The organism is Sphingobacterium sp. UBA5996 (genome assembly GCF_002429765.1).
Classification (GTDB): Bacteria; Bacteroidota; Bacteroidia; order Sphingobacteriales; family Sphingobacteriaceae; genus Sphingobacterium.
This window is the reverse complement of the sequence record NZ_DJAS01000011.1, coordinates 112,811-137,723: the sequence shown is the minus strand read 5'-3', so window position 1 is coordinate 137,723 and position 24,913 is coordinate 112,811. Positions and strand designations below refer to the sequence as shown.

Annotated in this window: 24 protein-coding genes and 1 tRNA gene; 10 read left to right on the top strand and 15 right to left on the bottom strand. The window is 40.1% G+C overall.

Features of this window, described 5'->3' with window-relative positions:
- The first annotated feature begins 82 nt into the window (after positions 1 to 82).
- The 3 genes from B3E00_RS08025 (at position 83) to pfkA (ending at position 3,501) form a co-directional block, all read left to right on the top strand.
- Entirely contained in the window at positions 83 to 532 is a 450-nt protein-coding gene (locus B3E00_RS08025; RefSeq protein WP_293885168.1) for a protein-disulfide reductase DsbD N-terminal domain-containing protein, read from the top strand.
- 86 nt (positions 533 to 618) lie between these two features.
- Positions 619 to 2,325, top strand: coding sequence for a protein-disulfide reductase DsbD family protein (locus B3E00_RS08020; RefSeq protein WP_293889295.1), 1,707 nt, complete (start codon positions 619 to 621; stop codon positions 2,323 to 2,325).
- Positions 2,326 to 2,526: 201 nt separating this feature from the next.
- The gene (gene pfkA, locus B3E00_RS08015; RefSeq protein ID WP_209578388.1) at positions 2,527 to 3,501 is read left to right on the top strand and encodes a 6-phosphofructokinase; all 975 of its coding nucleotides are present in this window, start codon (positions 2,527 to 2,529) and stop codon (positions 3,499 to 3,501) included.
- A gap of 193 nt (positions 3,502 to 3,694) precedes the next feature.
- On the opposite strand, the gene B3E00_RS08010 is transcribed toward pfkA, so the two are convergent.
- The 5 genes from B3E00_RS08010 to B3E00_RS07990 form a co-directional block, all read right to left on the bottom strand.
- Positions 3,695 to 4,141, bottom strand: coding sequence for a hypothetical protein (locus B3E00_RS08010; RefSeq protein WP_293937978.1), 447 nt, complete (start codon positions 4,139 to 4,141; stop codon positions 3,695 to 3,697).
- A 113-nt stretch (positions 4,142 to 4,254) separates the two neighbouring features.
- Positions 4,255 to 5,394 (bottom strand): TlpA disulfide reductase family protein, encoded by a 1,140-nt coding sequence (locus B3E00_RS08005; protein WP_293889292.1) that lies wholly within the window; start codon positions 5,392 to 5,394, stop codon positions 4,255 to 4,257.
- A 74-nt stretch (positions 5,395 to 5,468) separates the two neighbouring features.
- Positions 5,469 to 6,272, bottom strand: a complete 804-nt coding sequence (locus B3E00_RS08000; protein ID WP_209578384.1) for a TPM domain-containing protein — start codon at positions 6,270 to 6,272, stop codon at positions 5,469 to 5,471.
- Positions 6,273 to 6,412: 140 nt separating this feature from the next.
- Entirely contained in the window at positions 6,413 to 6,841 is a 429-nt protein-coding gene (locus B3E00_RS07995) for a TPM domain-containing protein (RefSeq protein WP_293937977.1), read from the bottom strand.
- Between the two features lie 152 nt (positions 6,842 to 6,993).
- Entirely contained in the window at positions 6,994 to 7,572 is a 579-nt protein-coding gene (locus B3E00_RS07990; protein WP_209578555.1) for a LemA family protein, read from the bottom strand.
- 166 nt (positions 7,573 to 7,738) lie between these two features.
- On the opposite strand from B3E00_RS07990, the gene B3E00_RS07985 reads away from it, so the two are divergent.
- Together B3E00_RS07985 and B3E00_RS07980 are read left to right on the top strand one after the other, a co-directional pair.
- Positions 7,739 to 9,283, top strand: coding sequence for an NAD(P)/FAD-dependent oxidoreductase (locus tag B3E00_RS07985; RefSeq protein WP_293937976.1), 1,545 nt, complete (start codon positions 7,739 to 7,741; stop codon positions 9,281 to 9,283).
- Positions 9,284 to 9,342: 59 nt separating this feature from the next.
- Positions 9,343 to 9,415: transfer RNA gene (locus B3E00_RS07980), tRNA-Gly, on the top strand.
- A 591-nt stretch (positions 9,416 to 10,006) separates the two neighbouring features.
- On the opposite strand, the gene sufD is transcribed toward B3E00_RS07980, so the two are convergent.
- The 3 genes from sufD to sufB form a co-directional block, all read right to left on the bottom strand.
- A complete protein-coding gene (gene sufD / locus B3E00_RS07975; protein ID WP_293937975.1) occupies positions 10,007 to 11,314 on the bottom strand; it encodes a Fe-S cluster assembly protein SufD in 1,308 nt (435 codons plus the stop codon).
- A 59-nt stretch (positions 11,315 to 11,373) separates the two neighbouring features.
- Positions 11,374 to 12,132, bottom strand: a complete 759-nt coding sequence (gene sufC, locus B3E00_RS07970; protein WP_293885176.1) for a Fe-S cluster assembly ATPase SufC — start codon at positions 12,130 to 12,132, stop codon at positions 11,374 to 11,376.
- Between the two features lie 63 nt (positions 12,133 to 12,195).
- Positions 12,196 to 13,647, bottom strand: a complete 1,452-nt coding sequence (gene sufB / locus B3E00_RS07965) for a Fe-S cluster assembly protein SufB (RefSeq protein ID WP_209578376.1) — start codon at positions 13,645 to 13,647, stop codon at positions 12,196 to 12,198.
- Positions 13,648 to 13,978: 331 nt separating this feature from the next.
- Between sufB and B3E00_RS07960 the strand changes: the two genes are divergently transcribed.
- Positions 13,979 to 14,449 carry an Lrp/AsnC family transcriptional regulator gene (locus B3E00_RS07960; RefSeq protein ID WP_046673117.1) on the top strand — a complete coding sequence of 157 codons (471 nt, stop codon included), beginning with the start codon at positions 13,979 to 13,981 and terminating at the stop codon, positions 14,447 to 14,449.
- A 130-nt stretch (positions 14,450 to 14,579) separates the two neighbouring features.
- Here B3E00_RS07960 and ung read toward each other — a convergent pair whose 3' ends face one another.
- On the bottom strand, positions 14,580 to 15,254 hold the full coding sequence (ung, locus tag B3E00_RS07955) for a uracil-DNA glycosylase (RefSeq protein WP_293937973.1): 675 nt from the start codon (positions 15,252 to 15,254) through the stop codon (positions 14,580 to 14,582).
- A gap of 208 nt (positions 15,255 to 15,462) precedes the next feature.
- On the opposite strand from ung, the gene B3E00_RS07950 reads away from it, so the two are divergent.
- Positions 15,463 to 16,002 (top strand): DUF2892 domain-containing protein, encoded by a 540-nt coding sequence (locus B3E00_RS07950; protein ID WP_209578373.1) that lies wholly within the window; start codon positions 15,463 to 15,465, stop codon positions 16,000 to 16,002.
- Positions 16,003 to 16,070: 68 nt separating this feature from the next.
- On the opposite strand, the gene B3E00_RS07945 is transcribed toward B3E00_RS07950, so the two are convergent.
- Both B3E00_RS07945 and B3E00_RS07940 read right to left on the bottom strand, forming a co-directional pair.
- Entirely contained in the window at positions 16,071 to 16,535 is a 465-nt protein-coding gene (locus tag B3E00_RS07945; protein WP_293885178.1) for a hypothetical protein, read from the bottom strand.
- Between the two features lie 66 nt (positions 16,536 to 16,601).
- The gene (locus B3E00_RS07940; RefSeq protein WP_293885179.1) at positions 16,602 to 17,084 is read right to left on the bottom strand and encodes a DUF4293 domain-containing protein; all 483 of its coding nucleotides are present in this window, start codon (positions 17,082 to 17,084) and stop codon (positions 16,602 to 16,604) included.
- Between the two features lie 190 nt (positions 17,085 to 17,274).
- On the opposite strand from B3E00_RS07940, the gene B3E00_RS07935 reads away from it, so the two are divergent.
- Entirely contained in the window at positions 17,275 to 17,796 is a 522-nt protein-coding gene (locus tag B3E00_RS07935) for a hypothetical protein (RefSeq protein WP_293885180.1), read from the top strand.
- On the opposite strand, the gene B3E00_RS07930 is transcribed toward B3E00_RS07935, so the two are convergent.
- From B3E00_RS07930 to B3E00_RS07915, 4 genes are all read right to left on the bottom strand, one after another.
- Positions 17,797 to 19,560: an ABC transporter ATP-binding protein gene (locus B3E00_RS07930; RefSeq protein WP_293885181.1), complete on the bottom strand. Its 1,764-nt coding sequence runs from the start codon at positions 19,558 to 19,560 to the stop codon at positions 17,797 to 17,799.
- Positions 19,561 to 19,584: 24 nt separating this feature from the next.
- On the bottom strand, positions 19,585 to 20,340 hold the full coding sequence (gene truA / locus B3E00_RS07925; RefSeq protein WP_209578365.1) for a tRNA pseudouridine(38-40) synthase TruA: 756 nt from the start codon (positions 20,338 to 20,340) through the stop codon (positions 19,585 to 19,587).
- 72 nt (positions 20,341 to 20,412) lie between these two features.
- A complete protein-coding gene (locus B3E00_RS07920; RefSeq protein ID WP_293937971.1) occupies positions 20,413 to 20,535 on the bottom strand; it encodes a hypothetical protein in 123 nt (40 codons plus the stop codon).
- Positions 20,536 to 20,671: 136 nt separating this feature from the next.
- Complete coding sequence (locus B3E00_RS07915; protein ID WP_293937969.1) at positions 20,672 to 21,973, bottom strand: UDP-N-acetylmuramoyl-tripeptide--D-alanyl-D-alanine ligase; 1,302 nt, start codon at positions 21,971 to 21,973, stop codon at positions 20,672 to 20,674.
- Between the two features lie 193 nt (positions 21,974 to 22,166).
- Here B3E00_RS07915 and B3E00_RS07910 point away from each other — a divergent pair, with 193 nt between their 5' ends.
- Positions 22,167 to 23,147 carry a pectinesterase family protein gene (locus tag B3E00_RS07910; RefSeq protein WP_293937967.1) on the top strand — a complete coding sequence of 327 codons (981 nt, stop codon included), beginning with the start codon at positions 22,167 to 22,169 and terminating at the stop codon, positions 23,145 to 23,147.
- A gap of 88 nt (positions 23,148 to 23,235) precedes the next feature.
- Positions 23,236 to 24,906 (top strand): glycoside hydrolase family 28 protein, encoded by a 1,671-nt coding sequence (locus tag B3E00_RS07905; RefSeq protein WP_293889285.1) that lies wholly within the window; start codon positions 23,236 to 23,238, stop codon positions 24,904 to 24,906.
- Positions 24,907 to 24,913 lie beyond the last annotated feature (7 nt).

The following is a 24,913-nucleotide window of genomic DNA, read 5'->3' as shown; positions in this document are numbered from 1 at the left end:
ACCTTTATTCACCCAACGTATCTAATAAAAACAACACACTGCAATAATTGTAGCGGAAAAAGAAAGAACAAATTAAAGTCTGATGAAAAAATTAATACTGTTAATGACTGCAGTGATTTTTGCAGTTACGGGAGCATTCGCTCAAATTCACAAACCAGTAAAATGGACAGTGGCCAGCAAAAAGCTAAATAGCAAAGAAGCTGTCGTATATGTAAAAGCAACCATCCAAAATGGATGGCACATTTATTCACAAAATATAAAAGATGGTGGACCTATCCCAACTTCTTTCACCTTTGCGAAAGCGGCTGATTATACCGTGGTTGGTAAAACTGCTGAGCCAAAACCAAAAGTGAAACATGAAGACGTATTTAAAATGGATGTAGGTTACTTTACAAATGAAGTGATATTTCAACAAAAAGTAACGTTAAACAAAGGTACTGCAACAGTTAAAGGTACAGTCGAGTGGCAAGCATGTGATGCTTCACAATGTCTTCCTCCAGATGAATATGCTTTTGCTGTGACAATCAAATAGTAAAAATGATTCTATAAGGATAAATTAATAAGGCGATTCTCATCGCCTTTTTTTATTTTTGAACCTAACATCTGAAATACATACGCATGTTAAAAAATACATTCATTTTACTTCTGATTGCTTTTTTCAGTCTTTCTTTAACAACAGCGACGCTTGCATCGACACAAGATAGCTTAGCAAGTACAGAAGGACTTCAATTTGAATCATCACCGGACACATCTAATGCAGTTGAAGCAGTACCGGAAGACCTTAATTTTACAGCCTCGCCCGACACGATGGTTAGCCAGGATAGCAGTAAAACCGCTCCAGCTAAAATAAACGCCTCCTCAGGCAATCCAGAAATGGGAAAGAAATCACTTTGGAGCATATTTATTGCCGGATTAGTAGGTGGTTTTGCAGCACTACTTATGCCCTGTATATTTCCAATGTTGCCCCTAACGGTGAGTTATTTCACGAAGCAAGCAGGAAGTCGGACTAGTGGTATCAGCAAGGCACTACTTTATGGCCTCTTCATCATTGTCATCTATGTCGCTTTAGGAATGGTCATCACCATTTCCTTCGGCTCCGACGCGTTAAATGCTTTATCAACAGATGGGATATTTAATTTCTTATTCTTCCTGTTATTGGTTGTTTTTGCCGCGTCTTTTTTTGGTGCCTTTGAAATCACTTTACCGAGCTCTTTCGTCAATAAAATGGATGCCAAATCTGATAAAGGCGGCCTAATAGGCCTCTTCTTTATGGCCTTTAGCCTTTCGCTGGTATCGTTCTCCTGTACCGGTCCCATTATTGGAACGCTATTGGTAGAAGCTGCCTCAAAAGGAGAGCGCCTAGCTCCCGCAATCGGTATGCTCGGTTTCTCCATAGCGCTTGCCATTCCTTTTGGTTTATTTGCGATGTTCCCATCGATGCTAAAATCCCTCCCCAAATCGGGCGGATGGCTAAATTCGGTAAAGGTCGTACTCGGCTTCTTAGAACTCGCACTAGCATTAAAGTTCCTTTCAAATGTAGATCTGGCTTACCATTGGAATTGGTTAGATAGAGAAATATTCTTATCACTATGGATTGCTATCTTTGGCCTGATGGGATTATATCTTATTGGAAAAATTAAGTTTTCCCACGACAGTGAACTAAAATTTCTTTCTGTACCGAGAACTATCTTGGCCGTCATTGTATTCGCTTTCGTCATTTATATGGTACCCGGATTATGGGGTGCACCATTGAAGTCCATTTCGGCATTCCTTCCCCCTACGGCAACTCAGGATTTTGACCTGTCTACTGGAGTAGGCGGTTCACCAGCGCATAGCGATGGTAAGGTCAAAAAATACGCTGAAATCTTTCATGAACGGGGCACGCCAAAAGGATTTGATCCTTATTACGATTATGAGGAAGCTCTAGCAGCTTCAAAAGAGCAAAATAAGCCGGTACTTATTGATTTCACAGGCTGGAATTGTGTCAATTGTCGGAAAATGGAAGCCAATGTATGGACTGATCCCGCAGTTGCCAAACTATTGAAGGAAGAGTTTATTATGGCTGAATTATTTGTCGATGACAAAACTAAATTACCAGAAAGTGAGCAGTTTATTTCAAAATACAGTGGGAAAAAGATAAAAACGATAGGAAATAAAAACAGTGATTTCCAAGCCTCGACTTTCGACAGCAATTCGCAACCACTATACGTGATCGTCGATTCATCCGGAACCGTATTGGTCCCGAAAACAGGTGCAAACTATAACGTTACAGAATATATTGCTTTCCTTCAGAGTGGAATTGACGCTTTTAAGGCAAAGAAATAGTCCGTATACGATTGGAGACATTCGACAAGAATAGCATACATGAACAATATAGGTAATTATTAAATTTGCATTATCTTTAGCTTAACCTGAAATAAAGTGGAGTAAAAAAGCCATTACCAGTTGCCAATAGCATTATTGGCGATAGCTAATAAAGGAAATATAATTGTATATACGCTTGAAAAAAGCTAAGTTTGAGTACGTATGAGTAACATTAAAAAAATTGCTGTTCTGACATCTGGAGGAGATGCTCCAGGAATGAATGCTGGTATCCGCGCTGTTGTTAGGGCGGGAATCTACAATAATCTTGAGGTATTTGGTGTAAGAAGAGGTTATGATGGTCTTGTTAATGGAGAGATTGTCCCTATGGATGCCAAATCTGTAGCGAATATCATACAACGTGGCGGCACTATCCTTAAAACTGCCCGTAGCGAAGCCTTTAAAACGATAGAAGGACGTAAACAGGCTTATGAAAACTTACGCAGCCACGGTATTGATGCCATGGTGGTTATCGGCGGGGATGGTACATTTACGGGCGCATCCAAATTTATTGAAGAATTTGATTTTCCTATTATTGGCCTTCCAGGTACAATAGACAACGATTTGGCCGGTACAGACTTTACTATTGGCTATGATACAGCCATTAATACTGTTATCCAAGCTGTAGACAAAATTCGCGATACTGCCGAGTCTCACGATAGGCTATTTGTGATTGAAGTAATGGGACGCGATTCAGGTCTTATTGCCGTCCGTTCAGGAATCAGTACCGGCGCAGAAGCAGTCTTGGTTCCTGAGTTTGAAGTGGACTATGACGCAATCATGAAAAGGCTCGACAAGACGCGTAAAAATAAATCATCTCGTATCATTATCGTTGCTGAAGGTGATAAAGAAGGGGGTATGGTTGTATCAGAAAAAATCAAGGAAAATTTCCCACATTACGATGTTAGGCTTTCTATTTTAGGACATATTCAACGTGGCGGAAGTCCAACATGTATGGATCGTGTCTTAGCAAGCAGGCTTGGCGTAGCTGCCGTAGAGGCTTTACTACAAGGCCGCAGAGGTGAAATGGCCGGACTAATCTGCAGTGAGGTAAGATTTACTCCTTTTAAAAGCGCCATTAAACACCATGTGAAAATGAACGAAGATCTGCTTCGTATCATCGAGATCCTTTCGCTGTAAAAGATATCGTTTAGTCTCAACTTCATATAAAAAAACGTGGATTGTCCAACCTTTTGGACAGCCACGTTTTTTTTTACTTTATACAGATCTCCCCAAAACACTATTGCAGCTATAAAGGAAACTGACTTGACTTTTAAACTCTTTCGCTTTATTAGCACAAAACGAACTATAGCACACGATCTTATAAAAACTACTACTTAAGCAAATTATTTAGGTATTGCTCAGACACAGGGGGCAATTGTATTGCCTGACCTGCTTTTGCCATCGAGTCAGCGAAATGATTCGTATTACTGATAGCCTGTTCATAGGCTTCAACCACCTGATCAGATAAGTGTAAAACCTCAGGGCTTTTAAGGTTAACGCGATATTGATTATCTTCTAAGGTGACATGCTGATAAAAGCGATAGGCAGCAGCTTTTAGTTTTCCCAGTTCTTCTTGGGAGAGCTGATCGATTCTGGCATTTGGCGGAAGCGTAACATCAATAAAGGTAGTGTCCTTCGCCAATTGATCAATAGAATGATCCAGAGGAATGGCATGAAGTGCTTCTAAGTTCACAACAGGAATACCCTTATCTTCATCACCACTACACGAGGCAATCACACTCCACAAAAATATACTCAGAAATACTATTTTATTCATTATTATAATTTTTTTGTTCCCTTAAGAAGAAACCCCTAATTGCATCCTCATATCACATGAGTTGAACAATTAGGGGCTATTAAAGGCCTAATGGCGGCCGAAAACGAATTGAGTTATTTCAGCAATTCAGCCAGCTTCGCTTCCAAAGCTTCACCTCTTAAATTTGATGCGACAATTTTGCCCGACGGATCGATCAGGAAGTTTTGTGGAATACCACGCACTTCATATAATTTGACCGGAGCAGATTTCCACCCCTGTAAGTCTGAAACATGTGGCCATTGCTGTAAATTATCATCATGGATGGCTTTCACCCATGCATCCTTTTTACCAGGATTATCTAAAGATACACCAAATACCGTAAACCCTTTATCTTTAAACTTATTGAAAGCTGCGACCACGTTCGGGTTCTCGTGACGGCAAGGACCGCACCAGCTCGCCCAAAAGTCCAACAAGACATATTTACCTCTTAAAGATGATAAGGAAATATTTTTTCCTGTGGTATCCGGCAACGTAAAGTCCGGTGCTATTGCACCAACAGCCACGGCTTTCAATTTCTGAATGCGATCAGCCAACTCCTTCCCTTTTTCGGAACTTTTCAATTCAGGAGACAATTTCTCGAAAGAAGTTACATATTCAGTAACATTCTCTCCATTGAGATTGTCAGACAATAAATCCAATGTATACCAGCTCTTTGGATTTTTGTTTATAAATTCTGCATCTGATTTTTCCATTTTTTCAGAAATCTCAGCAGCTTGCTTTTGCAAACCTTCGATGAAACTTGGATCCTGTTTTTGAGTATCAGAAGCAGCATAATATTGTTGATTCAACGCTTCGAATGCGTCCGAATAAGGTTTTACAAAAGCCTTATATTGCATCAGATCGTCGTTAAGCGTTGTACCCGAAACAGTTGCATCTTTAAACCCTTTGGTTGCATCGACTTTGATAACTCCCTTAGAAAGATATAGCTGTGCCGTTTCGGGCTGCTTTTGACTATTTCTAAGTTCAGCGAAAGATAAGCCTTCTGGTGAATAGATCATCATACCTTTGGTTGGTGAGGTCACCTGCCCATTGAACTTAAACTCACCTTTTACGACCATCGCAGAATCTGTCTGCCGAGTTGCATTGGTAATGTATTGCATAAACACCTTCGCTTTGTCCGACGTAGCGTTTACTTTCCCTGTCACGGTGTAGCTTTCTTGCGCCATTAATAAGGCTGGTAAAAAGCTTAAACCCATTAATATTCTCTTTTTCATAATTATATACTCCACATAAATGTAAAACATTTCCAGTTCATGGAAGCGCTATTTAACATTTTTTAGCAAAGATGTTACCAACGGCCAGATGCACCGCCACCACCAAAATCACCACCGCCGAAACCGCCAAATCCACCGCCCGATCCGCCACCGAATCCGCCGCCACCACTTCGCCCGCCACCGCCGCCAAGGCCACTCAGCAATGTCCACCAAAACACATCAGAAGCACCGCGCCCATTCATGACACGCCGGCCACCGCCACCGCCGCCGCCGCGATTCGAGAAAATAACGATCAAGATAATCACAATAATGATCACAAACATAACAGATCCCGAGCCCTTTCCTTTTGGTTGCTTTGGATCAGCTTTGTATTCACCTTTGGTATAGGATATTAAGGAACTGGTCGCATCATCCACTCCCTTGTAATAATCTCTTTGACGAAATGCAGGCTTAATATCATTCTCGATAATGCGGTAGGCAATCGCGTCGGGAACAGCTCCCTCTATCCCATATCCAGTCTGAATGGTCACCGCGCGATCCCCAAGTGCGACCAACAATAAAATACCGTTGTTGTATTTTTTATTGCCAATCCCCCATTTCTTCGCTAATTGTACTGCGTAATCAGAAATATCATAGCCTCCCGTAGAATTCATCATAACCACCGCGATTTGCGTGGATGTAGAATCCTCAAAGGCCAGTAGCTTTTGTTCCAATAATTGCTTTTGGTTCGCTGTCAACGTATTGGTATAATCATTGACAAGTCTGTTTGATGCTTCTGGGAAATCTTGGCCCAATACTGAGGCTATCGACAACGTGCAAAGCAATATTGCCATAGCAGGTATTCGAATCAGGGAAAATAATTTCAATACAAATTTCATCCTATTATTTTTTTGTCCGCCTTAAGCAATTCTTCCTGCTTCTATAGGCAATCGGTAAACCTCGAAGTTTCGCGGCTATTTATATTTATTCATTTATGCCACAAGCAGTAGCTGCGTTGCTGTTGCCTGCTAATTGACGATTAACGATCCCCAAACACCACATCATTGGGCAGTTCATTGATATCATCATGCTCTCGGGGAAAGAATTTTGCCAACTGTTTGCCCGCATGTTCGATCCCTCTAACCAAGCCCTCAACAATACGATCCTCCCTAAACTTAGCCACCATCAGATCTTTGGTACTGTTCCAAAAATCACTTTCCACGCGCTGGTGGATTCCTTTATCTCCAATAATGGAAAACTTGTGATCTTCCAACGCGATATAAATAAGGACACCGTTTTTCAATACTGTTTTATGCATGCCTAATTTGGAAAAATAATAAGTTGCGCGATCATGTACCTCATCGGGGCAATGATTTTCTACTACCACACGAATTTCACCGGAAGTCTCATTTTCGGCCACATTAATGGCGTGGACGATTTTGTCTTGTTCTTCAGAATTTAAAGCCATAATCTATATATACATGTGTATTCTTTGACGAGTCACCAAAGGGTTGATCGATGTCCAAAAAATATTTCTTAATTAAAAAACGAAAAAAAATGGATGATGAGCTTCTACGAAAGCCGCATCATCCATCATCCCATTCATTGCTGTCAATTTGCTTAGAATGATACTGTTGGTGCTTTATCCGAACCTGGGGCAGCAGTAAATGTACCTTTTGCCTTAAATCCAAACATGCCGGCCATTAAATTGTTGGGAAAGCTACGTACTGTTGTGTTATATTGCTGTACAGCTTCATTATAGGCTCTACGTTCTGTCGAAATACGATTTTCAGTACCTTCTAATTGCGCTTGAAGTTCCAAAAAGTTTTGGTTCGCCTTTAAGTCAGGATAAGCTTCAACAGAAGCCAAAAGGCGACTCAATGAGCCACTGAACTCGTCTTGAACTTTTTGAAATTTAGCGATATTTTCTTCAGACAGATCATCAGCATTAATCGTTACAGAGGTTGCTTTAGCTCTTGCCTCGACAACTGCGGTCAAGGTACTTTCTTCATGCTTTGCTGCCCCTTTTACGGTATTGACCAAATTCGGAACAAGATCCGCACGACGTTGATACGCATTTTCAACTTGCGCCCATTTTCCTTTAACATTCTCATCCTGCGAGACCATTGTATTATAGCCGCAGGAGTTTAAGGATACTAATGCAAATAAACCACATAGGGCGACCAAAAATCTTTTAATTTTCATTGTTCAAAGAATTAAATACTATTCAAATTATACGGTTACACTATCAAAGCATATACCAAGCTCTTACTAAGATAAGAATATTTTTATTTCCAAATCTTCAAATAGTCAATATTCATTAACTTTGTATCGGTTTTGGGATAAAAACCCAGCCCCTTATACTATGCAAAAAGAAATCGAAATTGCGATACCACCTGAAAAAATGGAGGATGAACACTATATTCTACAACAAGGTATAAAAACCCTACGCGTTCAACCCCAGCAAATCAAAGGATACAAAATCAGAAAACGTTCAATTGATGCCCGCAGTAGGCAGGTAGTCTACCGCACCCGCATTATTTACTACATCGATGAACTGCCTATCCCTGAAATCTACGAAAATAATTTCAAGTCGGCCAAAGATGGAAAATCGGTTATCATTGTAGGCGCAGGGCCTGCTGGTATATTTGCTGCGATCCGTTGCATCGAACGTGGCCTCAAACCAATTGTCATTGAGCGTGGTAAGAAAGTACAGGACCGTAGACGTGATCTTGCGAAGCTGAACCGTGAAGGCATTGTGAATCCCGAATCGAATTACTGCTTTGGTGAAGGTGGCGCAGGGACATACTCGGATGGAAAACTATATACACGTTCCAATAAAAGGGGGGATGTAGACAAAGTGCTCAAGCTTTTCGTCTCTCATGGTGCCACCACAGATATTCTAGTCAATGCCCGACCACACATTGGCACAAACAAACTACCGCATATTATTGAAGCCATGCGCGACAGTATCCTTGAGTTTGGTGGTGAATTTCACTTTGACCAGCGCGTGGACGACATTTTAGAATCTTTTGGGCAAGTTCGTGGCGTCAAGTTAGCCAGTGGCGAACACATCAAAGCCAATCACGTTATCGTAGCGACAGGGCACTCTGCTCGCGATATTTTCGAGCTTTTCCACCGTAATAATTGGCTGATTGAAGCCAAACCATTTGCTTTAGGAGTGCGAATCGAGCATCCACAGACAATTATTGATCAGGCACAGTACCACTGTCAGGTTAGAAGCGAGCATTTGCCGCCCGCCTATTACAGCTTGGTGGAACAGGTTAATGACCGTGGTGTATTTTCTTTCTGCATGTGCCCTGGAGGGGTCATTGCTCCCTGTGCGACCGATTTAAACGAAATTGTTGTCAATGGGTGGTCACCATCTAAACGAAATAACCCGCACGCTAATTCAGGTACTGTTATCCAGATAAACTTAGCAGATGTTGCCGACGCACAAACGGATCCGTTTGCATTACTCAATTTTCAGAAGGAGATTGAACGAAAAGCTTTTGTGATAGGCGGTGGCAATCTGGTCGCTCCAGCACAACGCATGGTTGATTTCGTCGAAGGACGAGTGTCTTTCGACCTACCAGAGAATTCTTACAAACCCGGAACAGCCTCTGCAGACCTAACCGAAGTATTGCCGTCTTTTGTTCACAAAGCATTACAAGGTGCCTTGCCTATCTTTGGCAAAAAGATGAAAGGTTATTACACCAATGAAGCTATTTTAGTTGGAGTCGAATCCCGTACGTCTTCACCGATCCGTATTCCTAGAAATAAAGAAGATTTACAACATCCTCAGGTCAAGGGACTTTATCCGTGTGGTGAGGGTGCTGGTTATGCCGGAGGTATCATTTCCGCTGCAATAGATGGAATTAATTGCGTTGATGCGATCGATTTAAGTTAACATTTTTTGCTTTTTCTCTTGCAGAATACGAATGAATGCGTTATTTTTGTAGCATCAACGCGAAAGTAGCTCAGTTGGTAGAGCACAACCTTGCCAAGGTTGGGGTCGCGAGTTCGAATCTCGTCTTTCGCTCTAAAAAAGCTTCCAAAATTTGGAAGCTTTTTGCATTTAATAATAGTCTCCTTTCCCTTCTATTTACATCCAGTAAAGCTTTATCGTTTCTCTCCTTACCAAATTTGAGTTTAAAATTTACGAAAGAAGTATTAGCACAACTTCGACCAGATACCAAAGAAAGTATAAATTTCAATTGTGATTCTATTTAGGGAAGAAAGAAAGACCTAAAGGGGATCAGATTCTACACTTCCTCGGAGCTTCTTCGCCACTTCCTCGGTGCTTCTTCGGTGTTTCTTCGGTACTTGCTCGGTGCTTCTTCGGTTACAAGCGAACAAGTAACGTTAAAACTCCGACTAAGATCCGTTGTAACACCGTGAGAAGGGCGAATTTGGTTCCTATGGATCATACCATATATACACCGCGATGTACAAAATCTTTTGGGCATTTCTTCTCAATACAATTAGAAACTCTTCCATCTAACTAAAAACAACAAAAAGAAAAATGTCAATTGATATAATGACTACGATTCCATCGGTCGCATAAAAAAAATATGGCGTCTACTTCATTAGTAAACGCCATATTTTAAAAGCGATATAATCCAATATGGATTTAACTTGTTCTCAGACTTTCCTCTACAAGCTCTTCAACATATTTCCGAACAACTTCGTTAGAGAAACGTGTGGTTACATCAAATGCAAAGGCATGAACCAACAGGATACGCGCAGATTCTTCACCAATCCCTCTTGCTCTTAGATAAAACAGCGCTTCGTTGTCAAACTGACCAATCGTACATCCATGCGAACATTTTACGTCATCTGCAAAGATCTCCAATTGTGGTTTAGTGTACACCGCTGAATTATCTGACATCAACATGTTATTGTTCTGTTGAAAAGCATTGGTTTTTTGAGCATCTTCGCGAACAAAAATTTTCCCATTGAAAACCGCAACGGATTTATCCTGCGTAATATTCTTATACCATTCGTAAGACTCGCAGTGCGGCTTAAGATGATCTACAACGGTATGATTATCGACCAATTGATCTCCAGCAGTTAAGTTAATGCCATATAAATGGCTTTCCACATTTTCTGCATCCAAACGTACATTGATATTGTTACGAATAAATGGTGCTCCGGGGAAATTACAATTGTAATTATTATAAAGGCTATATTTTTCTTGGTGTACTTCTGTATGATTAAAGTACCGGCTTACAGATCCAGCGAGTTGCAAATAATAATGCTGCATCTTTGCATTCTCTTTGACAATAATCTCAGAAACCTTGTTTTGAACGTTATTTGCAGTACCTTCTGCAGTGATGAAGCTTTCGATCAACTCTAGCTCTGCATTTGGTTCGACAACAATCAAATTACGTGTTTGTGCAAAGAAATCCTCCTTGCCTGTTGCGACATGAATAATCTGAATTGGTTTATCAATTACGGCTCCTTTCTTTACATGGATAAAAACACCATTCGTGAAAGCAGCGGTATTTAACGCAACCATAATATTGTCTGACTTATCGGCATATTTGGCAAAATGCGCTTCAAAAGCAGGGTCCGACACGGCTTCATCCATAGGAACAACCGAAAGTCCTTTCACACTTTCTAGTTCGCTTACTGCCAATACATATTGGCCATTTACCAAGATAATGCGATAGGCATCCAGCTTAGGGATCTCACCAGCACCAAAATCTAAGCCTTCGATATCCACATCAACATCAAGCGCATAGGTCTTATTGATAATACTGTGGATGTTTGTATATTTCCATTCTTCATTCTTAACGGTGGGAAAGCCTGCTGCTTCGAAACGTTCGAATGCAAGTTGACGGGCTTGTACAAAAAACGAAGGTTCGTCCGAAACGCCTTGCTCCTTGTATGCTCCCAACACTTGTTGAAGTAATGATTCTGAAACTAATGTACTCATGTTATATTTTAATCAAATCGCCAAAATTCTCTTCCAATCCTAATAACTCAGGTAAAAGATTAGGCGTTTTGTGCATCATATTCTTTTAACCAATCGTATCCTTTTTCCTCAAGCTCCAAAGCCAATTCTTTAGGTCCTGATTTCACAATGCGTCCATTATAGAGTACGTGAACAAAATCTGGAACGATATAATCCAACAAACGTTGGTAGTGTGTAATAACAATGAAAGCATTGTCTTTGGAGCGCAATTGATTCACCCCATTTGCAACGATACGAAGTGCATCGATATCCAAACCAGAATCGGTCTCGTCCAAAATAGACAATTTTGGATTTAACATAGCCAATTGAAAAATCTCGTTACGCTTTTTCTCACCGCCGGAAAACCCTTCGTTTAAAGAACGGTTAGCTAAATTAGCTGAAAACTCTACTAATTTTTGCTTGTCTTTAACCATCTGTAAAAATTCCTTTGCTTCCATAGGAGGAAGCCCTTTGTATTCGCGGATATCATTTACAGCTGTTTTCAAGAAATTGATATTCGATACACCCGGAATTTCAATAGGGTATTGAAAAGCCAAGAACAGCCCTTCACGTGCACGATCCTCGGGCGAAAGATCCAATAAATCTATACCATCCAATAGTGCCGAACCTTCACTTACTTCATACGATTCACGTCCCGCCAATACATTGCCCAAAGTACTTTTACCAGCACCATTAGGCCCCATAATCGCGTGAATTTCTCCCGCTTTTACTTCTAGGTTTAACCCTTTTAATATTTGTTTGTCTTCTACAGACGCATGTAAATTTTTAATGCTTAACATTTTATTCGTATTGAGTATGGTGCAATGCAGTGTTATAAAACTACATTTCCAATGATTTTTTATCTATCCTACTGAACCTTCTAATGAAATTGCCAATAATTTCTGAGCCTCTACCGCAAACTCCATCGGCAACTGATTTAATACTTCCTTCGCATAACCATTGACAATTAGACCAACAGCTTTTTCTGAATCTATACCACGCTGATTCAAATAGAATACTTGGTCTTCACCAATTTTAGAAGTAGTCGCTTCATGCTCTAACTTAGCCGTCTTATTTCTATTTTCGATATAAGGGAACGTATGCGCTCCACATTTATCACCAATCAATAAGGAATCACATTGTGTAAAATTACGCGAGTTGTCTGCATTCGGCCCAATCTTTACCAAACCTCTATAACTGTTGTGGCTCTTACCGGCAGAGATACCTTTAGAGACAATTTTAGATTTTGTGTTCTTACCCAAATGAATCATTTTCGTACCTGTATCGGCCACCTGATAATTGCGCGTCATGGCCACAGAGTAAAATTCGCCAATCGAATTATTACCTTTTAAAATCACCCCCGGATATTTCCATGTAATTGCAGAACCAGTTTCCACCTGAGTCCAGGAAATTTTACTGTTGTCTCCTTTACAGATTCCACGTTTAGTCACAAAATTATAAATCCCGCCTTTTCCATCTTTATCACCAGGATACCAGTTCTGTACTGTTGAATATTTAATCTCGGCATCGCGTTCTGCAATCAGTTCAACGACCGCAGCATGCAGTTGATTTTCATCACGCATAGGCGCTGTACATCCCTCCAAATAAGACACATAAGCTCCTTCATCTGCAACGATCAACGTACGCTCAAATTGTCCCGTATTTTGTGCATTAATACGGAAATAGGTCGATAATTCCATCGGACATCTCACTCCTTTTGGGACATAAACAAATGAACCATCGGAGAAAACAGCAGAATTCAAGGCTGCATAGATATTATCGGTCTGCGGGACAACTGTGCCTAAATATTTTTTCACCAACTCTGGATGCTCTTGCACAGCTTCACCAAACGAACAAAAGATGACTCCTTGTTCTTTTAACTTCTCACGAAATGTTGTTTTGACGGAAACGGAGTCAAAGACAGCATCTACGGCAACAACACCAGCTAATATTTTCTGCTCGTCCAAAGGAATCCCTAATTTTTCAAAAGTAGCAATCAACTCAGGATCAACTTCATCTATTGAATTCAGCTGTGGTTTTGCTTTAGGAGCCGCGTAGTAAGAAATCTCTTGAAAATCAATTTCAGGAGCTTTAAAATTCTGCCAAGTAGGCATTTTCAACGTCAAAAAATGACGGAAAGCTTTTAATCGCCACTCCAATAACCATTCAGGCTCATTCTTTTTTGCCGAAATAAAACGCACCGTATCCTCACTAAGGCCTTTGGCTGCAATTTCCATTTCGATATCTGTCGTGAACCCATATTTATATTCTTCGAGCTCTAGCTCTTTTAACAAATCGTCGTCTTTAGTACTCATATTGCGCTCTCACGGTTTAACTAATTTGGGAGGGCTTCACCTCCCCACCTATCGAACTGCAAAGTTACAATTTCAAAGCCAATAAAACAGCATTTTATACGGCTATACGCTGGTATTTTTAATAAAAAATGATATTTGTCACTCTATTTAATTAAAATGAACACATTTCAAACGATTATGACAGTCAAATGATTTTTCATCAATTAAAGCTATAAATACGCATCAATGATATAGCTAAAATCTATTAATCATCAATAATTTCGTATATTTTTAAATTTCCAAATTTAATTTTGTATATTTACAAATAGTATTGATTATTAAGACTTAAGATATGCCCTTTGCACCGGACAAAACAGATTTAAAAATTCTTAAACTATTACAAGAGAATGGTCGTATAACTAATTTGCAGCTCGCTTCCAGCATTGGACTTTCTCCCGCTCCAACATTAGAGCGTGTGCGAAAGCTGGAAAATTCAGGCTTCATCAAAAGTTATCATGCATTTGTAGACGAAGAGAAGCTAGGTCTTGGAATCAAATCGTTCATCCAAATTTCACTCGACTTCCATACACACAATGCGATACCGGAGTTTGTTGCCGCAGTAAAAATGATACCTGAAGTAACCGAGTGCCACCACGTTACAGGAAATTGCGATTTCATTCTCAAAGTTTACGTGAAAGATATCAAAGCTTACGAAGGTGTTATTATGGAAAAAATATCCAAAATACCTTTTGTAAAGACATTCCAAACCATGATGATTATGTCTACAAGCAAAAAAGAGCCTATTATTCCATTGGAATATTAAGTGGTATATGAATTATTAGGCAAAGACACCTAGTCTCTATCAAAAACATCTTTACCGGCAGCTTACCTTTAGAGAACATTTACTCTTCCCGGCGAACGCCGGCGATGGTATAATAAACTTCTCGCAAAATTTAAACCAGGCGCCAATCAATTGGAGTTTTACCCTGCGCAACCAAGTATTGGTTTGCTTTCGAAAAGTGTTTGCTGCCAAAAAAACCGCGATAAACAGATAAGGGTGAGGGATGTACCGACGTTAGGATAAGGTGTTTTTCCGCATCAATAAGCACATTTTTCTTTTGGGCATAACTTCCCCATAATAGAAATACTACGTGATCGCAATGCTCCGAAATGGCGTGAATAATGCTGTCTGTAAAAATCTCCCAACCTTTCTTTTGATGGGATGCTGCGCGATGTGCTTCTACGGTCAATGTCGCATTCAATAGCAGCACTCCTTGTTTGGCCCAAGAAGTCAAATTGCCAGATTGTGGCTCAACAAAACCAGGTATGTCATCTTGCAATTCCTTGAAAATATTTTTTAAGGACGGCGGCACCGCAATTCCTTCCGGAACAGAAAAAGATAGACCATGCGCCTGTCCATCATTATGGTAAGGATCCTGCCCTAAAATGACAACTTTCACTTGATCGAGTGGTGTGAGTTTAAAAGCATTCATCACAAGACCTGCCGGTGGAAACACTTTCTTTTGTCGACGCTCCCCTTGTACAAAAGTAGACAACTGTTTCATATAGGGTTGGGCGAACAACGGCTTTAACACAGGCGCCCAAGAATCATCATATTGCTTTTCCATAATTCAAACATAGATAAAGTTCAATACAAAGGCAAATTTATCCGCCCCCCCCTCCTTTCTCTTTCGATATGCAAAACTAGTTTAAGGGCAGCTGACTTCTATAAAAATACATTTTTACAAAATAACCACCTGAACAAGTTGCTTAAACGGTGAAATTAACGGATATTTGCAAGATTAAATTGAATAAAAATATTTTAAACAAAGATTTATGTCAAATCTCGTTAGAATCATTATTTGCAGTGCATTGCTTATCGGAACAGTCGCCTTATTCTGGACTGGGAACTGGGGCTGGGGAATATTAGGTATTTTCGTCACGATTTTAGGCTTCGTTACTGTATTTTTCCATGAATATATGCTGATTGCGCAATGGCATATGCGTAAACAAAATATGGTCGCAGCAGAAAAATGGCTAGGAAAAATCACCAACTACGAAAAGCAATTGATTCCACAACAGCACGGTTACTACAATATGCTGATTGGGCTGATCGAATCACAACGTGCACCCATGCAATCTGAAAAATATTTTAAGAAAGCATTGGCTCTGGGTTTGCATATGGACCATAATATTGCTTTAGCAAAATTAAGCCTGGCCGGGGTAGCAATGGCAAAACGCAATAAGCGTGAAGCAGAAAAACTTCTTCAAGAAGCGAAAAAAGCAGATAAAAACAAATTATTGGCGGACCAGATCAAAATGATGAAAGATCAGATGGGCATGATGGACAGGCAGCAGATCCGATATAATCGATAATATTGACCAAATAAAAAAGCTTCAAAGTTATAACTTCGAAGCTTTTTTTTAAACGATACCTCAATCAACTAATTCTTTAATGGAATAGGAACATCCAAAAACTCGCCTTCTTCTGTACTGCTCTCGAACACCAGCTTGATCATAAGCGGCTTATCCGTTTTCTTCCAATCCTTAACAACCACCTGTATATCCACAGGCTTATCTTCTTCTAATAAATAATGCAGATAATTCTGTTTATCCTCGAACTTAACTAAAACATTGCCCATTTGGATGCTTGAAAAAAAATGGGACTGTTTTTTCTGATCCAACACTTGCGTGGAAAAGGTATTCATTTTATATTCCCTCGGATCAGTACTGTACGATATAGCAAATAGATTAACCACCAATTCTTTCTTAGATTCATCTACATAATATCCCTTGACATCAAACTGAATATCGTCAACAACCAGCAACGAATCTGCAGACTGCGCATGTACTATTGTGCCACCAAGGAAAAGTATGAAGATGGACATATATCGAACAAAAACATTCATATCATATATACTTAAAAAAGCCACGAAAACCGTAGCTTTGACTATTATTGTATCATTATTTTAAAATTATGCCCGTAAGCGATCCGCTGATCGGATTAACTTTTCATCTTTTCGCACGCCTCCCATGGCTAACGCACAGAAAATAATCGAAATTGGCAATAAAAAGAATCCTACTCCGATATTTCCAGCACCCAAAAATTGGCTTACTGTAGCTAAATGGGTACTTGCAGATGAATATAACCATATTGCAAATAATATAATCGCCACGATCTCTACCCAGATAAGCAAAAGTTGAACTTTACGTTTTTTAAACTTAAATATCGTAAATATCGGAAGCCCTCCTAATAAAACGGTTGCTACAGTCTGAAGGATATACCCAAATCCCCCTTCATGTACAGCCTGGCCTGCAGCCACACCATACACGCCAGTTACTTTTACATTTTTCCCTAACCCCACTAAATCGCTATAATTAACATAGGGAAATAGAAACAAGCCGAATATGACTAATCCTGCTATCAGCAAATAAACAGTTTGGATACGTTGAATCATAGTTTAATTTTTGTACAGCAACAAACTTAGATAAATTGATCTTTATATGCAATATAATTGCTTCCGAAAAAACAATCAACTTTATAGCTCTTTAAGTAGAAAAACAATCAAACCAACATTTTGTTGCAATTTTTTACCGGATACCAAAGGGCATCTTTTTTAGAAAGCTTTATCTTTGCGAAAAAAAAACATGTTATATATATACGGTGCAACTGCCCACGCAAAAACTGCAGTCGATGTAGCAGAAGACCTCGCGATTGATATTGGTGGCCTTATCGACAAATCGCTGCTCATTGAAGATGTATTCGATTATGAGGTTCAACTTCATCATCAAGTTAAAGATACGGAAGAAGAGTTCTTTATTGCAGTCAAAAATCCGGGTCTTCGCCAACGGATTGTATCGGAAAATGCTGGATGGAACTACAAGACGCTCATCCATCCGAAAGCTTTCGTATCGAAGAGGGCAGAAATTGGAGAAGGTACCATTATCCTACCTGGCGCTTCTGTCGCCCCTGATGTGCAGATAGGTGACCACTGCATTATCTCGGGCTCTGCTGTTATCGAAAGTAATACCATTATTGAAGATTTCGTTAATATCGGACCAAATGTTTCAATTGGATCAAATGTTCTTGTAGGACGGGGTTCCGAAATTAAAGCAAATACACGTATTGAAGATGAAGAAACTATTCCTAAAGAGAGTATTATTGCTTAATTAAATTCCTGCGGAATGAAATTGCAAGTCGTATAGTTTCTTATAGTAACCATCAAAAGATAACAATTCCTGATGTGTTCCGATTTCTTTTATTTCGCCTTTATCCAACACAATAATCTTGTCCGCCTTCTGAATGGTGGACAAGCGGTGAGCAATGACAATTGATGTTCTTCCCTTCATTAAATTGTCAATTGCATGCTGGATTAGCTCTTCCGTTTCGGTATCCACCGAAGAGGTCGCTTCATCCAAGATAAGAATCCGGGGATCGTGCACCAGCGCCCGTATAAAAGAAATCAACTGTGCCTGTCCAGCAGACAAAGTTGCACCCCGTTCTTTCACATCATAATCATAGCCCCCGGGCAGCCGCATAATAAAATTATGCGCTCCTACTTCCTTCGCGGCTGCGATTACCTGCTCCCTAGAAATCGTTGGATCACCGAGCGTAATATTGTTGAGCACACTATCCGAAAAAAGGAATACATCCTGCAATACCGTTGCTATTGTATTTCTCAAATAATCAAGGTCATAATCGCGGATATTACGGCCGTCCAACAGAATTTCACCTTTATTTATTTCATAAAACCGGCTCAGAATGTTGATCGTCGAAGACTTTCCGGCACCAGTAGCTCCCACTAAAGCCAAAGTCTCCCCTGGATTGACATTGAAGTTCACATCTTTCAGCACCCAGTTTTCTTCATTATAGGCAAACCAAACGTGCTTAAAAACAATTTCTCCGTTGATATGACGGGGTTTCAAGGTGCCTAAATTTGGTGTCTTTTCGTCAGTGTCCAGGACTTCAAAGATGCGCTCAGCGCTCACCATCCCCATTTGAAGGGTATTAAACTTATCTATAAGCTCCCGAATGGGTCTAAAGATCATATTGATATACATGATAAAAGCGACCACGACACCAGGAGAGATCACATCCCCCATAATCTGCTTGGAACCGAACCAGACCAATAACCCCAAGGCAATGGCCATGATAATTTCCAAAACAGGAAAAAAGATGGAGAAGTACCAATTCGTCCGGATATGTGCATTTCGATGTTGTGCATTAATCTCCTTAAACTTATCCATTTCTTGGTTTTCGCGCGCAAAATACTGGATAATACCGACTCCCGTAATGTGTTCTTGTAGAAAAGTATTTAAGTTGGAAACCCATTTTCTCACATCAATAAAAGCAGACTTCATCGCCTCTTTAAACACATAAGTCGCGCCCACCATCAAAGGCATTGGAATTAAAACAATCAATGTCAGTTTCCAGTCGGAGTAAAACATGACAACCAGAATAACAACCAGCTGCAATAAATCACCAATAATCTGGATCAACCCTTCAGAAAAAATATTTGAAAGGGTTTCCAGATCAGAGATGGTACGTGTAATCAATTTTCCCAATGCCGTACGATCAAAATATTTCAGTCTGAGTTGTACGATGTGATTAAATACCTGAATTCGAATATCGCGAATTACGGACTGCCCCAGGGTATTCGTCATTAGGGTATGATAATAACGGATCAAAGTCTGTAGGATGACCAGGGCCAACATCGCTATCAACATAAAAGATAATCCGCTTGTATCGAAGTTTAAGATATAGTTATCCAGTGTGTGCTGAATTAGCATGGGCAAAGCGGGCGCCACAGCAGCTAACAATATCGTTAGAACGACCGATATCCAAAATGTGACATGATACGGCCGCATATAGCGACTCATGCGCTTTACCAAATTGATATCGTAGGTTTTACCAGTTATTTTATCTTGACTCACGTTAAATTCTATATCTATTAAACACTATAAATAAGGATATGCTACTTCTGTTAAATACAAGCCATGTGCCGGCACGGAAACGCCAGCTTTCCCTCGGTTCTTGCTATGAATTACCTCCTGCATAAACGAAATTGGCTTGCCTTTTATTCCGATTTCCAACGATGTGCCCACAATAGCACGTACCATATTACGCAAAAACCGATCTGCTGCAATGTGAAAAACCAATTGTTGCTCACTATGCCATACCCACTCTGCTCTACGAATATCGCAAATATTTGTAAACACCTGCGTATGAGACTTACTAAAGCATTCGAAATCTTGCTTACCCAGTAAGAATTGTGCCGCTTCATTCATCTTTTCTACATCCGGGCGATCGCGCATAAAACATGAATAGGGATATAGGAAAGGATCTTTATGAAAATGAAGATGGTACTCATATGATCTTTGTGTCGCATCAAAGCGTGCATGCGCTTCAGGCCCCACTTCAATCAAGCGCTTTACTGCCACATCAAAAGGCAATAAGGCGTTAAGTGAATGAATAAATCGATCTGCTTTTTGCAAAATGCCTACAGGAACAGCATCAAAATGTGCATACAATTGTTTCGCATGAACACCGGTATCTGTGCGGCCAGCACCAGTTGTTTCGATGGGTTCCCGCAATAGGATTTCAAGCGCATTATTCAGTACTTCTTGCACGGAAATTGCATTATTCTGAATCTGCCAACCATGATAAGCCTGCCCAAAATAGGCTATTTCTAAAAAAAAACGTCTTTTATCCATTATATGTAACAAAGGTACGTTTTTCCAAATGAGCATCATTTCTCCGTAGAACGAATTTGCTCATTTTACTCATTATTTAATTCTTACATGACAAAACTGTTTGTTTTGCACTTCCTTTTTACTCAAATTTGCCTGATGGGTAATTTGGTATTCAGCGGCACCAAAGCCACAGTAAACACCTACTATCTTCGCCATGCGACCACGGTAAGTCCACCATGAGTCCACGTTGAGTCCACCTTTTAACGTACATTCAATGCGGGAGCACCATGGTCGCAATATGGTTGCACGCCAAACTTATCCCCTAGTTGTGCATAACACAAAGCTAAAAAGGCTATAGTAATTCGACTAAATTTTCAAACGCCATGCCCCTTGAGGCTTTCAGTAAAACCGTGCTGTTCATTACTGGCGTTTCACGGATGGCTTGTTTTGCTTCGGCAGTAGTTTCATAAAACTCCCCCCCCTCGTATCGATGCACAAAAAACTCTTTTCCAACAAAGATCTTGCGATCAGATGGGATAGATCTTACGTTTTCGACAATTTTTTTATGCTCTTCAAAAGATTCTTCTCCCAATTCGAACATATCTCCCAATACAATTGCTTTCTTATCCGCATCAATAATACGGATATTTTCTAGTGCAGCGGACATGCTCGTTGCATTTGCATTATAATAATCGCAGATCAGTGTATTGTGTGCAGTTTTCATCACCTGAGAACGATTGTTCGTTGGGGTGTACCCTTCAATCCCCCGATTGATGGCAGCAGCAGAAATGTCAAAATGCAACCCTACGGCAATAGCAGCTAGAAAATTTTCGGTATTATAAGATCCTGTTAATTGGGTATTTACTATATAAGAGTCGGTCGTACCCTTCTTTTGCCATTCAATTTGCAACAGAGGATTTGCTTTAAGAAGCTTCCCTATGACCTGATTATTTTCCGAAAAACCATAAGTAACAATATCGGTTATCTGGCGGGCGGCAGCCATTTCCTTGAGATGTGGATTATCCGCCTGCAAAAATAATACACCTTGATGGTCCTGCAACCAGTCGTACAGTTCGCCTTTGGTTGTCTTTACACCTTCAAAAGATCCAAACCCCTCGAGATGTGCTTTACCAACGTTAGAAATCAAACCATGTGTCGGTTCGGCAATTCCACATAAAAAAGCAATTTCTTTCAAATGATTTGCTCCCATTTCTATGATTGCCAGTTCGATCGAATCGTCTATTGCTAATAAAGTTAACGGAACTCCAATGTGGTTATTTAAATTTCCTTTCGTTGCATATGCCTTGAACTTTTGTGAAACCACCGCATATAACAGCTCTTTGGTTGTCGTTTTTCCATTCGTACCAGTCACGCCAATAATGGGAATATGCAATTGATGCCGGTGATAATTCGCAAGCTGCTGCAATGTACTAAGAACATCATCAACAAGAATATACCTTTCATCTTTTTGGTAAATATCTTCGTCAATAACAACATATTTAGCGCCCATTTCAATCGCATTTTCTGCGAAAGTATTGCCATTGAAATTAGCCCCTTTTAAAGCGAAAAAGATACTATCTTTTCCAATTTTACGTGTATCTGTTGTAATATTCGGATACTGTTTATAAATCTGATAGAGTGATTGGATATCCATGTTGAGCAATTTGTTGAACAAACTTAGAGAAATTGCTTTTTATATGCAATACAATTATCTTTCGTCTAAACAATTTAGTATCTAACACCTTTCCGCAAACGTGACCGATAACGTTTGCGCATTTATTTTGAGGGATTTTCTTTAACGAAGGCTTTAATATTGGTAATTTCATTGACCAATTAAACAATCTGGAATGCGAGCAACTATACTTTCTCTTTTTTTTATCCCTTTTTTTCTTTTTGCTGTGGACGTAAAGCGTTATGACTTTACCGTGGCCGCGGATGGTACTGGAGATTTCACCACGGTTCAAGACGCCATCAATGCTGTCCCTGATTTTCGAAAAAAGGAGACTAAAATATTTATCAAAAATGGAACCTATCGCGAAAAAATCATTGTGCCGGGAAGTAAGCAGTTTGTCACCTTGATTGGTGAAGATAAATTTCAAACGGTTATCAGTCACGATGATTACGCACAAAAGAAAAATCGTTTTGGCGAAGAAATGGGTACCTCTGGCTCTGCAACATTCTATTGTTATGGCGATGACTTTACAGCTATAAATCTTTCTTTTGAGAACGTATCTGGCCCGGTGGGGCAGGCTGTTGCAGCCTGGATAGCAGGCGATCGCAACCTGTTTCTCCATTGTCGCTTCTTGGGTTTTCAAGACACCTTGTATACCTATGGGAAAGGTGCGAGGCAGTTTTATTTTCAATGCTATATCGAAGGAACGGTGGATTTTATATTTGGCGCGTCCACAGCTTGGTTCGAGGACTGCGAACTACATTGCAAAAACAGCGGATATATTACCGCCGCCGCAACTCCAGAGCAAGCAGACTTTGGCTATATTTTTAACAACTGCAAGGTAACTGGAAATAAAGACACAAAGAGTTTCTACTTAGGTCGGCCTTGGCGGCCTTATGCCAAAGTAATCTTCATGAATTGTAACCTACCAGAATTTATAGAAAACAAAGGGTGGCACAACTGGGGAAAGGAATCGAACGAAAAGACAGCCTATTTTGCAGAATATAACAGTAAAGGAGCAGGTTCCATGTCACAAAGTCGTGTCAAATGGAGTCATATCCTAACTGACAGAGAAGTAAAAAACTTTACTATTCAGCATATTTTCAAGGATTGGACGCCAAATCTCTCATTCGATAGCGTAAGTGATGGCCGGTAACGATTGCATAAGTTTTTCATCTAAGTTACGAACAAAGAATGTACAATTGCTTTTGCAAATAACCGTTTTTAAACCAAAATGTAAAAAAATGACTCCGTTTAAAAGGTACTATTCCCGTACATTACAATTCGCACTCGGTTTGCTTCTTATGCTGCCACAGATTGGCATGTCACAAGAACCGGCTCGTCCAATTATACAGCAGGTCGAATTTAAAAAAGACACTTTAAATATTAGTAATTATGGAGCCAAAGGAAATGGTCAATTTCTGAATACGGCCACTATTAACCAAACCATACGCACGTGTAGTGAGCGTGGTGGGGGCGTGGTATTGATCCCTTCAGGAATTTGGCTAACAGGCCCTATTGAGATGCAGAGTAATGTAAATTTACACCTTAAACGAGATGCAGTCTTGCTATTTACCAAGGATTTTGATCAGTACAAACTTGTTGAATCAAATTGGGAAGGAGAGCCAGCATGGCGGAATCAAAACCCAATATCGGGTAAAAATCTAAGCAATATTGCTATTACAGGTGATGGTATTATTGATGGAAGCGGCGATGCTTGGCGGATGGTCAAAAAAAGCAAACTCACAAGCTCTCAATGGAAAAACCTTGTAGCATCTGGCGGGACAGTCGATAGCGATGCAGCAATATGGTACCCCTCGGAAAGTTCTCTTAGAGGTTCAAAACAAAAGAAGGCGGGCGTAATCCGTCCTGGTACGACCGCCGAAGACTTCAAAGATGTTAAAGATTTTTTACGCCCCAATCTTTTGGTATTTACAAATTGTAAAAAAGTATTAATAGAAGGGGTTACAATCCAAAACTCCCCAGCCTGGAATATACATCCCCTTTTATGTGAAGACCTTACCTTACGTAAAGTATCTGTCCGCAACCCTTGGTATGGCCAGAATGGGGATGGTGTAGACGTTGAATCTTGTAAGAACGTCCTCATTGAAGATTGCACTTTCGATGTTGGTGATGACGGCATTTGTATTAAGTCCGGACGCGATAAGGCGGGGCGAGAACGGGGTAAACCAACAGAAAATGTCATTATCCGCAACAGTGTTGTTTATCACGCTCATGGGGGCTTTGTGATTGGCAGTGAGATGAGTGGCGGAGCACGCAATATATGGGTTGAAGACTGCTCATTTATTGGTACTGACATTGGACTTCGTTTCAAAACAACAAGGGGCAGAGGTGGAATTGTTGAAAATATATTTATCAATAACATCAACATGGTTGATATCCCTGGTGAAGCGATTTTATTCGATATGTATTATGCTGCTGTAGATCCGGTACCGCTTGCTGGAGAAAAGAGACCGGCGATAAAATCAGTCAACATTCCAGTCACAGAAGAGACACCACAATTCAAGAATTTCTATATCAAAAATATTGTAGCTAAGGGAGCTTCAAAAGGTATTTTCTTCCGAGGTCTTCCTGAAATGCACATTCAGAACATCTGGATTGAGCATGCAACACTGCAGGCAAATAGAGGAATTGAAATCATTGAAGCTTCGCAAATCAATCTTAAAAACATTGTATTAAAAACACAGCAAAGGAATCCTCTCATTAGTATTGAAAACAGCAGCGGCATACATTTGGACAATATCCAAGCACTGGATGCTCCTGAGGTGTATGTCCAAGTATCTGGCGATAAAAGTGACAATATACGACTAACAAAATCCAATACTTCCTCGGCTAAAGTTGTCAGTCAATTTATTGCAGGAAGTACAGAAAAGTCCTTAACAATTAAAAATTAGGAATGTG

Coding starts and splice junctions, on each gene's coding strand:
- truA (WP_209578365.1), bottom strand. CDS start 20,340: ATGGATAAAAGACGTTTTTTTTTAGAAATAGCCTATTTTGGGCAGGCT.
- B3E00_RS08020 (WP_293889295.1), top strand. CDS start 619: ATGTTAAAAAATACATTCATTTTACTTCTGATTGCTTTTTTCAGTCTT.
- B3E00_RS07940 (WP_293885179.1), bottom strand. CDS start 17,084: ATGATTCAACGTATCCAAACTGTTTATTTGCTGATAGCAGGATTAGTC.
- B3E00_RS07950 (WP_209578373.1), top strand. CDS start 15,463: ATGTCAAATCTCGTTAGAATCATTATTTGCAGTGCATTGCTTATCGGA.
- sufB (WP_209578376.1), bottom strand. CDS start 13,647: ATGAGTACTAAAGACGACGATTTGTTAAAAGAGCTAGAGCTCGAAGAA.
- B3E00_RS07945 (WP_293885178.1), bottom strand. CDS start 16,535: ATGAATGTTTTTGTTCGATATATGTCCATCTTCATACTTTTCCTTGGT.
- B3E00_RS08025 (WP_293885168.1), top strand. CDS start 83: ATGAAAAAATTAATACTGTTAATGACTGCAGTGATTTTTGCAGTTACG.
- B3E00_RS07935 (WP_293885180.1), top strand. CDS start 17,275: ATGTTATATATATACGGTGCAACTGCCCACGCAAAAACTGCAGTCGAT.
- B3E00_RS08000 (WP_209578384.1), bottom strand. CDS start 6,272: ATGAAATTTGTATTGAAATTATTTTCCCTGATTCGAATACCTGCTATG.
- sufC (WP_293885176.1), bottom strand. CDS start 12,132: ATGTTAAGCATTAAAAATTTACATGCGTCTGTAGAAGACAAACAAATA.
- B3E00_RS07985 (WP_293937976.1), top strand. CDS start 7,739: ATGCAAAAAGAAATCGAAATTGCGATACCACCTGAAAAAATGGAGGAT.
- B3E00_RS07960 (WP_046673117.1), top strand. CDS start 13,979: ATGCCCTTTGCACCGGACAAAACAGATTTAAAAATTCTTAAACTATTA.
- pfkA (WP_209578388.1), top strand. CDS start 2,527: ATGAGTAACATTAAAAAAATTGCTGTTCTGACATCTGGAGGAGATGCT.
- sufD (WP_293937975.1), bottom strand. CDS start 11,314: ATGAGTACATTAGTTTCAGAATCATTACTTCAACAAGTGTTGGGAGCA.
- B3E00_RS07920 (WP_293937971.1), bottom strand. CDS start 20,535: ATGGCGAAGATAGTAGGTGTTTACTGTGGCTTTGGTGCCGCTGAATAC.
- B3E00_RS07910 (WP_293937967.1), top strand. CDS start 22,167: ATGCGAGCAACTATACTTTCTCTTTTTTTTATCCCTTTTTTTCTTTTT.
- B3E00_RS07905 (WP_293889285.1), top strand. CDS start 23,236: ATGACTCCGTTTAAAAGGTACTATTCCCGTACATTACAATTCGCACTC.
- B3E00_RS08005 (WP_293889292.1), bottom strand. CDS start 5,394: ATGAAAAAGAGAATATTAATGGGTTTAAGCTTTTTACCAGCCTTATTA.
- ung (WP_293937973.1), bottom strand. CDS start 15,254: ATGGAAAAGCAATATGATGATTCTTGGGCGCCTGTGTTAAAGCCGTTG.
- B3E00_RS07915 (WP_293937969.1), bottom strand. CDS start 21,973: ATGGATATCCAATCACTCTATCAGATTTATAAACAGTATCCGAATATT.
- B3E00_RS07995 (WP_293937977.1), bottom strand. CDS start 6,841: ATGGCTTTAAATTCTGAAGAACAAGACAAAATCGTCCACGCCATTAAT.
- B3E00_RS08010 (WP_293937978.1), bottom strand. CDS start 4,141: ATGAATAAAATAGTATTTCTGAGTATATTTTTGTGGAGTGTGATTGCC.